The sequence below is a fragment of the Chthoniobacterales bacterium genome (assembly GCA_039930045.1).
Taxonomy (GTDB): domain Bacteria; phylum Verrucomicrobiota; class Verrucomicrobiia; order Chthoniobacterales; family DASVRZ01; genus DASVRZ01.
In genome coordinates, this window is the sequence record JBDSQB010000007.1 from 35,987 (window position 1) to 48,816 (window position 12,830).

A 12,830-nucleotide genomic window follows, 5' to 3' on the forward strand; every position below is an offset into this window, starting at 1 on the left:
AGGTCGCTCCGCCCGTGGCTAAATCTTACCCGAATCCAGCCGTTTCACCTCGGCCTTGAGCAGTCCCCGAATGCGGTGACAAATGAGGTAAACCTGCGCGATGTTCACCTGCAATTCGGAGGCGACTTTTTGCACCGGCCATTCCTTCAACGTGTGGCAGTCGAAGACTTGATAGTGACGCGGCTCGACTCGTTTTTTGATGTTCGCCAGCGCCGCTTCGAGCAGGTGCGTGCGCCATTCTTTTTCCCAGACCTCGCTGAGCCGGCCCGCGCCATCGGGCAGCCGGTCGAGTGCGGCGGTGCGTCCGGTTTCTTCTTTTAAGAGATCGTTGTAACCCGGTTCGCGCTTCCGAAATTGATCCGCGATTCGCCAGCGGGTGATGTTCAGCAGCCAACCCTTGAAGGAGCCGATCTCGGGATCGTAGCGGAGACGACCGATGTTTTTCGAGACGGTGATGAGCGTTTCCTGCACCACCTCATCCGCCTCCGACTCGCTTAAGCCGGAGCGTCGTGCCGCGTGGTGAATCAGCTTCCGGTAAGTGGCATGGAACTCGTGCCAGAGCCGGTGATCGTCGTGGTTGGCGAGCTTCTCCACGAGACTGCGGCGCGTCGGGAGAAAGCTGTGTTTCATCGCCGCAGTCTAGCGTCCGCAAAGTTTTTTGAAAGATTCCCGAAATGTCTCCGTATGGAATCTCATGGGAAACATTTTATCATTCTTCAAAAAGCTGCTGCACACCCTCTTCGGGAACCTCGACTGGTCGCCGCCCGGCTGGTTGCGCTGGATCGGTCGGCATCGCCTCGCCAGCCTCGCCGTCCTCCTCATCGGAGTCTCACTCGCCTGGACCGCAAACTGGCTGCAACACCGCCCTAAGCCGCTCGCGATCCATGTCACAGCGCAAGAAATCGGGCTCATGCCGTTCGTGGAAAAAGCCACGCCGCCGCCGCTGCGAATCGACTTCGATCGTTCTGCGGCTCCGTTGTCGAACGTCGGGAAAGTCATCAAAACCGGCATTGAAATGGAACCCGCCATGCCCGGCGAATGGAGTTGGGAATCGGATCGAACGCTTCAGTTTCAGCCCAAAACCGAGTGGCCTGCGGGAGTCACCTACAAGGTTCGTTTCCAACCCGGCTTCGTCCGCCAGGATCTGCCGCTGGATCACACGAAACTAACCATTACCACGCCCGCCTTTGCGAGCCGGGTGCGCGAGTTTAGCTTCTATCAAAATCCCAAGGACCCGGCGATCCGGCAACTCGTCGCCACGCTGGAATTTACCCACCCGGTGCTGCGCGGCGAATTGGAGAATCAGATCGATCTCAGCCTCATCGGAGGCGCGCCGATTTTTGCCAGTGGAAAACCCAAGTTCACCCTCGAATACGGCTTGCAGGACCGCGTTGTTTACCTGCGAAGCGCCCCGGTTCAGCTCCCGCCCGTGGAGGACTTTGCGCGCCTGCTTCTATCCAACGAGATCCGTCCGATGCACGGGAAAACTTCCGCCAGCGAAGACGTGATTGCCAAGGTGAAAGTGCCGGATCGCTACAGCTTTTTCCGCATCGACACGATTCACGGCGACATTGTTAGGAAAGCCGACGGTGAGCTAGAGCAAATTCTCCTCGTGGACACGACCGCCGAAATCAAGCCCGAGACCGTCGCTTCCGCTCTGGAAATGTTCCTGCTCCCACCGCGCCCGAGTCATCTGCCTCGCTGGCAAAGCGCGAGCGAAATCACACCTGAGATTCTCGCGCAATCGACTAACATTCCACTTACACTCCTGCCAGCGGGGCGTCCGACGGCGACGCAGGTTTCATTCAAATTCAAGATCGAGCAAAATGGGCAGCTCTTTGTTAGGATTCACAAAAATATCGAGGCGCTCGGCGGTTATCCGCTGAAGGATGACTACCGCACGGTCCTCGCCGTGCCGGAGCCGCCCAAGGAGCTAACCTTTCAGAGCGAGGGCGGTTTGCTGGCCCTCAGCGGCGAGCGAAAACTCTCCGTAAAATCGCGCGGCATCCCTGGCATTCGCTACGAACTCGCCCGCGTTCAGTCGAATCAAATCAACCATCTCATCAGCCAGACCGAGGGTAATTTTCAGCACCCGAATTTTCTCGGCGACTACTTCAACGAGGAGAATATATCCCGCATCGCCGAGGAGAAACAGAGCGTCGCACTGACCAGCCGTTTCTCTGCTAACTATTCCACGTTCGACTTCTCGAGTCATCTCGCCATGCCTGCCGACGGCGGCAGCGAGCGAGGGCTTTTCTTCCTCCGCGCCCAAGCTTGGAATCCGAAAAATGATGCCATCGAGGACACGAGCGCCGCGATGCGCTTCATCCTCGTGACCGACCTCGGGCTGCTAACAAAATATAACTCCGATGGCAGCCGCGATGTCTTCGTCATGAGCATCAAAGCCGGATTACCCGCCACCGGAGTCACAGTCGAACTACTAGGCAAAAACGGTGAGCCGCTTCTAACTCAAATCACCGGCGGCGATGGACGCGTTTCCTTCCCAAAACTCACCGACGAGCGCCGCGAGAAAGAGCCTGTCGCCTTCGTCGCGCGGCTCGGCGAGGACGTTTCCTTTCTCCCTTGCAACCGCGAAGACCGGAAGCTGGATTTCTCGCGCTTCGACATCGGCGGCGTGACTAACATTCACCCGGAAACGCTCGACGCCTTTGTCTTTTCCGAGCGCGGAATTTATCGTCCCGGCGACACCGTTCACCTCGCCTGGGCGATCAAACAGCGCAACTGGCTGGGCAATCTGGAAGGCCTGCCCATCGAGATCGAAGTCACCGATTCGCGAGGCAAATCGGCTTTGGTGAAACGAATGTCACTCACCCGCGACGCGTTTGCCTCGCTCGATTTTGCCACAGTCAACGAGTCGCCATCGGGACAATATGGCTGCGACATTTATCTGGTTAGAAATGGCTGGCGAGACATCCGTCTCGGCGGTGCCAATTTCACCGTGAAAGAGTTTCTGCCCGACCGAATGAAACTCGAAACGAAGCTCAACAAAACCGCCGCAATAGGCTGGATCACGCCCGACCAGATCGAGGCGGAACTCACCTTGCGCAATCTCTATGGAACTCCCGCCACCAACCGGCGGATTGTTAGCACGCTGCAAATTTCCCCGCGCGGATTTTCCTTCCCGGAATACGCCGACTTCACCTTCTACGATCGGCTGCTCGACCAGGAAAAAGAACCGCGTCTGCACGAGGTCGAGGTGTCCGATCAAACCACAGGACCAGACGGTGTCGCGCATGTGCCGTTCGGGCTGGAAAGCTACGCCAACGCGACCTGGCAGATGGATTACTATGCCGAGGCCTTCGAGGGAAACAGCGGCCGCTGCGTCACCGGCCGTGCGTCGGCGATTGTCTCCGCGCAACCGTGGCTGATCGGCCACAAATCAGACGGTGATCTGAGTTTCATCCAAGTTGGCACCCAGCGCGCCGTGCAGTTCATTGCGGTCAATCCCAAGCTCGAAAAAATAGAGCTGACTAACATCGAAATGCGACTCATCGAGCAAACACATTTGTCGATGTTAGTCAAAAAAGAAAATGGAAACTATGCCTACGAATCCGTCACGCAGGACGAGGAACTCAGCCGCGACAGGATCGCATTTCCATTCGACGGATTTTCCTGGAACACGCCCTCAACACGTCCCGGCGACTTCATCTGCGAGCTCTGGAACGAAGCCGGTGAGCGCGTTTCCCGCGTGGAGTTTCGCGTCGTCGGGGCAGGGGAGCTAACACGTGGGTTGGATCGCAACGCGGAGCTGCAAATCCAGCTCGACAAGGTTGAATACAACGCGGGCGACACCATGCAAGTGAGCCTGCGCGCGCCCTACACCGGCAGCGGTCTGATCTCCATCGAGAGCAATCACGTGCACAGCTTCGCGTGGTTCAAGGCAGACGCGGCGAGCAGCGTGCAGACGATACAAATCCCGGCTGATTTTGAGGGCACGGGCTATGTAAGTGTCGCGTTTATTCGCGGTCTCGACTCGAAAGAAATATTCACGTCGCCGTTGAGTTATGGCGTGGTTCCATTCAAAGCCAACTTCGACCGACGCCGCGTGAAGATCGAGGTTAACACCAAGTCAGAAGTCAAGCCGGGTGAAAAACTAACCATTCATTACAAGACGGATCGCCAGTCAAAAATCGTCCTCTTCGCCGTGGACAAGGGCATCTTGCAAGTCACCAACTACCAGACGCCCGATCCGCTGGCGTGGTTCTTTCGCAAGACGCGGCTGGAGACGCAAACGTCCCAGATTGTCGATCTGCTCATCCCGGAATTTTCACTCCTGCGCCAGCTATCAGCGCCCGGTGGCGGTGAGGACAACAAGCTCAATCCATTCCGCCGCATGACGGAGAAACCAGTCGTCTGGTGGTCGGGCATCATCGATGCCAACACCACCGACCAGACAATCGACTACGACGTTCCAGACTACTTCAACGGCACGCTGCAAGTCATGGCCGTGGCGATCAGCGGCGACTCCGTGGGCTCGTCCGAGCTGCCGGTGCTAGTAAGCGGACCATTCATCATCACACCCGGTGTTCCGCTGGCTGTGGCTCCGGGTGATGAATTCACCGCAGGCGTGACCGTAGCTAACAATCGCGCTGGTTCTGGTCCCGATGCCGTGATTCGATTGGAAGTCGAACCTTCCGCGCAACTGGAGCTGGTCGGAGCGCTGTCCGTGGACTTGAAAATCCCGGAGAATCAAGAGGTGAGCACGACGATTCGGGTGCGAGTCAAACGCAGCCTGGGTGCGGCGAGTTTGAACTTTATCGCGTCGCAAGGCGGTGAATCGAGTCACCTGGCGGCGACCTTAAGCGTACGTCCAGCGACTCCGTTTATGGTCGAGTTGCGCTCGGCCAGTTTCAAAAAAGGAACGCAGGAAATGCCATTGTTGGGAGGCTGGTTCGATGAATATCGCCAGGGCAACGCGACGATTTCCGCAGTTCCACTCGGACTCGCCAAGGGCTTGGACTTCTACTTGAAGAACTATCCCTATGGTTGCAGCGAGCAGATCATGAGCGGGGCGTTTGCGAGGTTAGTGCTGGCGGACGAGGCGGATTTCGGCCAGTCGCGCGAGTTCGTGCAGAGTCAAATGGAACTCGTCTATGCCAGGCAGCGGACACGTCAGGCGGGCAACGGTTCTTTTGGCTACTGGACGGCGGAGGAAAGCAAAGGGCCGGATTTCATCAGCGCCTACGTGATGCATTTCCTGATCGAGGCGAAGGCTGCCGGCTTCAACCCGCCAAATGATTTGCTGGAAAATGGACTGCGTCATCTGCGCGATGTGGCGGCGATGGAACCTCGTGATCTGGAGCAGGCGCGGGCGATTGCCTACTCCATCTATCTTCTCACGAGGGAGGAGCAAGTGACGACTAACCAAGCCCTCAATCTGCAAGACACTCTGGAACGCCGCTGGAAAAAGAAATGGCACTCTGATCTAACCTCCGCCTATCTCGCGGCCACTTGGAAAATGCTCAAGACCAGCAAAGGCGACGACCTGATCGGCGGCTACAAGTTGGGCGACATTCCCGATGAGGATCGCTGCGATTTCTACGACGAGCTTTCCGCCGACTCTCGTTATCTGGCATTGCTGGCGCGCCACTTTCCAGAACGATTGAAGAAGGTAACTCCTGAGCAATACGCCAAATATCTGGCACCCATCGGCGAGGGACATTACAGCACGATTTCTGCGGCGTATGCGGTGCTGGCGCTGAAGAGTTACTCGCAACTCATAGCCCAGCATCCACCGAAACTGAGTGTTCCCGGAGTTAAGTTAGAAGGCAATCTGGTGCAGCGCGGTGAGATTCCCAAGGAACTTAAAAAGCTTCTCTTCGCCGTCGAGGGACAGCCAGGACCGCTGGGAGTTTTTGCGCAAACTTGGGAAGCAGGCTTCCAAGTGCAGCCTTCTAAAAAGGCTGTGAACAAAGGCATGGAAGTCTGGCACGAGCTGATCGATGAAAATGGCGCGGCTGTGACGAAGATCACCTTGGGAAAACCCGTCACCGTTCGTGTGGTTGCCCGCTCGATGGAGAAGAGCCGCATCGCCAATGTGGCCATCATCGACCTGGTGCCCGGCGGCTTTGAAATCGTGGCGGATTCCATCAAGCCCGGACGCTCCAATCTACCCGGTCTCGACTATGTCGAGGTAAGGGAGGATCGCGTGATTCTCTTCGGACAGCTAGGAAAAGACACGAGCGAATGGAAGTGGCAGTTGCGCCCGATCAGCGAGGGGAAATTCACCGTTCCACCAGCCTACGCGGAGTCGATGTATGACCGCACACTCCAGTCGCATGGCGTGGCCAGTAGCATTGAGGTCGTGCAGCCATGAGGAAGCGTTTGTTAGCTAGAACACTGCAACTCCTGCTGACATTAGGAGCGCTCTGGCTGCTTCTGCCAAAGCCGTCGCTGCTGGATGGCATTTCGTTTTCCAGAGAGGTATTTGACTCCCATGGACAGCGGCTGGCGGTGACGCTTTCCGCTGACGAAAAATACCGGATATACACTCCACTGCGGAAGATTGCACCCGAAGTCATTCGAGCGACACTGGAGCACGAGGATCGTTATTTCGAGACGCATCCGGGTTTCAATCCCGTGTCGCTAGTACGCGCCGCCGGGCGTTATATGAGCGGCCACAAACGCGGCGGCGCGTCCACGATTACGATGCAACTCGCGCGTCTGCGATACGGGCTGCACACACGCAGCATCGGCGGCAAGTTGAATCAAATTCTCCACGCATTGGAACTGGAGCGTCATTATTCCAAGGAGGAAATCCTCGAAGCCTACTTCAACCTCGCGCCCTACGGCGGCAATCTAGAGGGAGTCGGTGCCGCGAGTCTTGCGTTGTTTCGCAAGTCGCCTGCGGAGATTTCCAAGTATGAGGCGCTGGCCTTGAGCGTGATCCCGCAGAGTCCGGCTCGGCGCGGTCCGCTGCGAGATCGGGAGAACCCAGCGTTGCAAGCGGAAATGGTTAGAAAAGGCGGAAGCGAGGCTGGGCAGTTTTGCGTGATCTATCGCGGAATGCCTGCCACGGAGGCGCCGCATTATGTGAGAAGCATTCTTGGAAAAAGCACCGGACGCGAGGTGAAAACGACCATCGACCGCGACTCGCAGCGGATGTTAGTCGAAGTGACTTCCTCCTATCTCCGCACACAGCAACGTCTCGATCTTCAGAATGCCTCGGTGATCCTCTTCGACTGGCAAAAAATGCAGACGGTCGCGCATCTCGGCTCTGCGGATTTTTCCAATCGCTCGATCAGCGGCCAGGTCGATGGCGCGCGTGCCCTGCGCTCGCCAGGTTCAACGTTGAAGCCGCTGGTTTACGCGCTGGCCATGCAGCAGGGACTGATTCATCCCGACTCGATTTTGCTCGATGCGCCGCGTTCGTTTGCCGGTTACAACCCAGAGAACAGCGACCGCGAATTTGCCGGTCCGATTCACGCATCGGATGCGCTCGCCCGCAGCCGAAATGTTCCCGCAGTGGAACTATCATCGCGTTTGCACGAGCCCGATCTCTATCAATTTCTCGGACAGTGCGGCGTGCATTTTCCGAAACCAGCGACGTGGTATGGACTAAGTCTGCCGCTCGGGGGCGGCGAGGCTAGACTGGAGGATTTGGCGCGGCTCTATGCGATGTTAGCTCGCAATGGCGAGATGAACGGACATCAGAATCTAACTCCCGAGGCGGCGTTTCTAACATTGGAGATGTTGCGCAAGACCGCGCCGCCCAATGGCTACACTTTGCACGAGCCCGTCTTCTGGAAAACGGGCACCTCGCATGGCTATCACGATGCCTGGTCGGTGGGCGTTTGCGGCCCGTATGTCCTGGCGGTATGGGTCGGGAATTTCGACGGACACGCCAATCCTGCGTTGATGGGACGCATCGCCGCGGCGCCGCTCTTTTTCCAAATCCTGGAGACGCTGGAAAACGCGGGCCAGCTCCCATCCGTGCCGCATCTGCCGCCAGCAGGCGCGAATCTGTGCCAAGTCGAACTCTGCTCCGTCTCCGGTCAACTGCCCGGGTCGCACTGCAAGTCGCACCGCCCCGGCTGGTTCATTCCCGGGGTGTCGCCGATAGAGACTTGTGCGGTGCATCAGGAAATTTTCATCGATTGCGAGTCGGGTCTGCGCCTGCTCACGGACCAAGGATCGCGCCCGGTGCGGAGGGAAATTTTCGAGTTTTGGCCGAGTGACATCCAGAAACTATTCGCGAAGGCGGGTTTGCCGCGCCGCCAGCCGCCGCCATTTGCACCGACGGATCAGACGTTGAACGCCACTGGCTCGACCCTTAAGATCATTTCGCCGCGAGCCGGGACGATTTATACGCGCCAATCCAACGGTGTGCGCGAACTCGCCCTGCGCGCGAATTTTTCCCCGGAAACGAAGCGTCTTTTCTGGTTCGACGGCGCACAATTCATCGGAGCCTGCGCGCCGGAAGCCTCGCTCCATTGGTCGCCGGGAGCGGGTGCGCATCAGGTCGTGGTCATCGACCAAAACGGACGGCAGGACGTGGCGAAGATCCAAATCGAAGTCGTCGGAAACGCTGGCTGAGCGGAGTTAGATAGTTCTCTCTGCGCGTGGAAAAAACTGGTCGGGCTGGCGGGATTCGAACCCGCGGCCTCCTCGTCCCGAACGAGGCGCTCTACCAAGCTGAGCCACAGCCCGATGTGACTAAATCTTAAACATTTTTCCGGCTCGCTGCATCCGAATTTTTTGAGGTTACTAGAAGGAAAATGAAAGGGCCAATTCCGGCCCGATCGCATTCAGACCCGGATTGGGGTTGGTCTGGCCGCCGTTCGACAGGTGCTGGAAAAGCACGCCAGTTCGCAGTGAGACGCGGTCGGCCACTTTCCAGCCGACACCAGCGCTGGCGAGAATGTTGAGGGTGAAATCCTGGCCCTGACCGCCCTTCACGCCACGGCTGTCGATGGCCCCAACCCCGCCACCCGGGCTAAAGTAAAATGAAAGTCGCTCGTCGCCGCGCCACCATTCAAAGGAAGGCCGCAGGGCCAGTCCGAAATAATGCGTTTCCGGGCCGCCAAAGATCGGTTCCGCAATCACCGTCGCCGTGTTGCGAATGCAAAACGTCCCGGAGCCCAGCGGCCAGTGCATCCAGCCCGGCGACTTCAGCGTGAGGAGCGCGGGGGCCATGCGGTATGGATGATTCGCCAGCGGAGAGATGATTTTCTTCAGAAACGCCCCGCTGAGATCCAGCGTCCAGCTTTCGCGCTCGAGCTGGCTCGGCAAACCATGCTCCACCACCGGCATCGGCTCGCCCGCCTGCAGCGTCGAGAAAGTCCCCAGGAACAACAGCAGCCAGGCGCGCATTTTCATCGTTGGAATGGACACAGCTTTGCGCCATTTGCCACCGGAAATAGCGAGCCGGGCCTCATTCGAGTTGTATTCCCATGGCGGCGCGTGTTGGCTGGTCGGCTCCACATGATTCGCACCGCATTCGTCCTTGGCGCCGGACTCGGCACCCGGCTCAAGCCCCTCACCGAGCTCCTGCCCAAGCCGCTCATCCCTGTTTTTCACAAGCCGCTCATCACCTTCGCCTTCGATCATTTGCTCGCGCAGGGATTCGATCAATTCATCGTCAATACCCACCATCTGCCTCAGTGCTACGACGAAGAATTTCCCGATTATCGCTATGGAAAACAAGAAATCGTCTTTCGCCACGAGAAGCGCCGACTCGAAACCGGCGGCGGCATTAAAAACATTGAGGACCTCGTCCACGGCGAGCCGCTCCTCGTCTATAACGGCGACATTCTAACCGATCTTCCCATCGAAAAAGCCCTCGCCGATCACGAGCGCAGCGGGCGGCTCGCCACCATGATTTTGCGCTCATCCGGCGGGCCGTTGCAGGTCGCCTTTGATTCGAGTTCCAGTCATATCATCGACATCGCGCAACGCCTCGGTGTCGCCCCAGACGCGCCACGTTATCTCTTCACCGGCATCTACATTTTGGAGGCGGAAATCTTTGCCCACATTCCGGCGGACACGCAGATTTCCATCATCCCGATTCTCTGCGATCTGATTCGCGATCAACCCGGCAGCGTCGGCGGCATTGTCCTCGACGAAGGGCATTGGTGGGACCTCGGAACGCCCGCTCAATACCTCGAAGTCCACCGCCATTTCTACGATCAATATCTCGATGCTGAGAATCCAGCCAAACTCGACTGGCCGATGCCGATCCAGCCCTCTGCCTGCATGGTGGATGTCGCTCTGGAAGGCTTGGTGAGCATTGGAAAAAATGTCGAACTCGCCCCCGGTAGCAGCCTGAAGGATATGATCGTCTGGCAGGGGACAAAATTTTCTTCGCCTGTCCATTACAGCAACGGTATTCTAACTCCACGCGGCTTTTTGACCGCCTGAAACGTCTCATGCTCCCCACATCGCTTCTCGATCACACCTGCGCGAAATTCCCCGATTTTGCGCCCGAAGATATCGCTGTAACTCCGCTCGAAAAAGGTGGATCGGACCGCAAGTTCTATCGTATCGATACGGGCGGCGGACGTTCCCTCATCCTCGTGAAATACGGCGATCAACGGGAGGAAAACCGGCACTACGTCGAAGTCGCGCACTTTCTCGCCGACCGCGGAATCAACATCCCGCAGATCTACCATCACGACGCCAGCGAAGGCCTTATCTGGATGCAGGACCTCGGCGAGATCGACCTCTGGGCGCACCGCAACGAACCTTGGGAAACGCGGAAAGTTTACTATCAAAAAACGCTCGACCAGGCCGCCCGGCTCCACGCGCTCGATCCGCAGACATCGCTGCAACTCCAGCCCATTTTCGACTCGCATCTCTATCAGTGGGAGCAAAATTATTTCTTCGAGAATTGCCTCGGACTTCACTTCGGAATCGAGTTTGAGGCGAGTTCCATTCCCATGTTAGAAACCATTCGCGAGCGTCTTTCTGAGCAGCCGCGAGTATTGATTCATCGCGATTTCCAGTCGCAAAACATCATGGTGCGCGACGAGGACGCCTGGCTGATCGATTTCCAGGGAATGCGTCCGGGGTTGCTTCAATACGATCTCGCTTCACTGCTCTACGATCCGTATGTCGATCTAACCAAAAGTGAGCGGAGTGAGATGCTAACATACTATCAATCGGTCGCTGACATCGCCGATCCTAACTTCACGCGAACCTTCCACGACTGCGCCTTGCAACGTCTCATGCAAGCCCTCGGCGCCTACGGATTTCTCGGTCATCACAAAGGCAAGCCGGAGTTCCTGCGCCACATTCCCAAAGCGCTCGCGTCGTTGCGGGAAGTCATTGGCGAAATGCAGGGCATGGAGAAGCTGTCGAACATTCTCGAAGCGTTATGAATCCTGCGGCGCATTCTTCGGGAGCGCACGCGTCTCGCGTGCTCCAGCGGACGTCTCGAGAGCCGGCCCTTTCGCGAGACGCAAAAGGGAACACGCGAGACGCGTGCGCTCCCAAAGAATCTGTGCATCCACGTTTAACTAACTATGGATGAGCTTTTCACCAGCGAACCCCAGGTTCTAACCGTTGGCGAACTCACGCGCAGCATTCGCGATTTGCTGGAAGGCCGCCTTGGGGATGTGTGGGTGGAAGGGGAAATTTCCAACCATCGCAAGCAGGCTTCTGGACACCAGTATTTCACGCTAAAGGATGATCGTGCACAACTGGCTTGCGTTCTGTTTGCGCGGACGGCGACGAGGCAAAAACTCACCGACGGCATGGCCGTGCAAGTCTTTGGCAACGTGACGGTTTACGAGGCGCGAGGGCAGTATCAGATGATCGTGCAAAAGGTCCAGCCGCGAGGGCAGGGGGCGTTGCAGGCGAAGTTCGAGGCCTTAAAGCGCAAGCTGGATGCGGAGGGTTTGTTCGATGTTAGCAGGAAGCTAGCATTGCCAAAATTTCCGAGAACCATCGGACTCGTCACGTCGCCGACCGGAGCCGCCTTGCAGGACATGGTGAACGTCTTTGCGCGTCGTGCGCCGTGGCTGCGATGGCTGCTGATTCCAGTGAAAGTCCAGGGCGCGGAAGCCGCTGCGGAAATCGCCGGCGCGATCCGGCAGTTCAACGCCGATCATGCGAGTTCCATCGATGTCTTAGTCGTCGGACGCGGCGGGGGGAGCATCGAGGATTTGTGGCCGTTCAACGAGGAAATCGTCGCCCGCGCCATCCATGCGAGTTCCATTCCTATCGTGTCGGCCGTGGGGCATGAAATCGATTTCACCATCGCCGATTTCGTCGCCGATTTGCGCGCGCCGACTCCGAGCGCCGCCGCAGAAATGGTCGTGCCGGACGGGGAGGAACTGGCTCACCGGCTGCGCGTGCTAACCTCGCGTCTGCGCCAGTGTCTCCAGGCCACGATCACTCATGAAAAAGAGAAACTCACCGGACGTCTCGCCCCGGCGTTGCAGCGGGAGGTGTTGCGGATCGTCGAGCAACACCAGCAATCCGCGGATTTTCTGGCGAGCGATCTGGCGCTGAATCTGGAGCGTCAAATGTCGGCGCTGGAACAACGTTTTGCGCGCGCGCTCGGTTCGCTGCAACAGCATCGGCCCGATCAGATTCTTGCGCTCAAGCGGCAGTCGTTTCAGCAGAAGCGGGAGCAGTTTCTAACCATCACGCGCCAATCCCTCGCGCACCGCAAAAACCGGCTCGAACAATGCGGCGGCCTCCTGCGCGTGCTCGGGCCGGAATCCACGCTGAAGCGGGGTTACAGCATTCTCACGCGGGCGGACGGATCGGTCGTCACGAGTGCGGCGGCGGTCGCGGCTGGCGAGACCCTGCGCAACCGCTTGAGCGACGGCGAGATCATTTCCACGGCCAACTAACATTTGACT

7 protein-coding genes and 1 tRNA gene are annotated in these 12,830 nt (G+C 57.9%); 5 read left to right on the forward strand and 3 right to left on the reverse strand.

Going from position 1 to position 12,830, the window contains the following annotated elements; all coding sequences use genetic code 11:
* Positions 1-18 precede the first annotated feature (18 nt).
* On the reverse strand, positions 19-630 hold the full coding sequence (locus ABIT76_06470; protein ID MEO7932784.1) for a sigma-70 family RNA polymerase sigma factor: 612 nt from the start codon (positions 628-630) through the stop codon (positions 19-21).
* A gap of 64 nt (positions 631-694) precedes the next feature.
* Here ABIT76_06470 and ABIT76_06475 point away from each other — a divergent pair, with 64 nt between their 5' ends.
* Together ABIT76_06475 and pbpC are read left to right on the forward strand one after the other, a co-directional pair.
* On the forward strand, positions 695-6,337 hold the full coding sequence (locus tag ABIT76_06475) for an MG2 domain-containing protein (GenBank protein ID MEO7932785.1): 5,643 nt from the start codon (positions 695-697) through the stop codon (positions 6,335-6,337).
* On the forward strand, positions 6,334-8,556 hold the full coding sequence (pbpC, locus tag ABIT76_06480; protein MEO7932786.1) for a penicillin-binding protein 1C: 2,223 nt from the start codon (positions 6,334-6,336) through the stop codon (positions 8,554-8,556). The genes ABIT76_06475 and pbpC overlap by 4 nt, the downstream gene beginning before the upstream one ends.
* Before the next feature lie 37 nt (positions 8,557-8,593).
* On the opposite strand, the gene ABIT76_06485 is transcribed toward pbpC, so the two are convergent.
* Together ABIT76_06485 and ABIT76_06490 are read right to left on the reverse strand one after the other, a co-directional pair.
* Positions 8,594-8,670: transfer RNA gene (locus tag ABIT76_06485), tRNA-Pro, on the reverse strand.
* Positions 8,671-8,727: 57 nt separating this feature from the next.
* Positions 8,728-9,444 (reverse strand): acyloxyacyl hydrolase, encoded by a 717-nt coding sequence (locus tag ABIT76_06490; protein MEO7932787.1) that lies wholly within the window; start codon positions 9,442-9,444, stop codon positions 8,728-8,730.
* Between ABIT76_06490 and ABIT76_06495 the strand changes: the two genes are divergently transcribed.
* The 3 genes from ABIT76_06495 to xseA all read left to right on the forward strand — a co-directional run bounded on the left by ABIT76_06495 (position 9,445) and on the right by xseA (position 12,821).
* Entirely contained in the window at positions 9,445-10,380 is a 936-nt protein-coding gene (locus ABIT76_06495; protein MEO7932788.1) for a nucleotidyltransferase family protein, read from the forward strand. It begins immediately after the preceding gene.
* A gap of 8 nt (positions 10,381-10,388) precedes the next feature.
* Positions 10,389-11,339 (forward strand): phosphotransferase, encoded by a 951-nt coding sequence (locus tag ABIT76_06500; GenBank protein ID MEO7932789.1) that lies wholly within the window; start codon positions 10,389-10,391, stop codon positions 11,337-11,339.
* A gap of 144 nt (positions 11,340-11,483) precedes the next feature.
* Positions 11,484-12,821, forward strand: a complete 1,338-nt coding sequence (gene xseA, locus ABIT76_06505) for an exodeoxyribonuclease VII large subunit (protein ID MEO7932790.1) — start codon at positions 11,484-11,486, stop codon at positions 12,819-12,821.
* Positions 12,822-12,830: the final 9 nt, after the last annotated feature.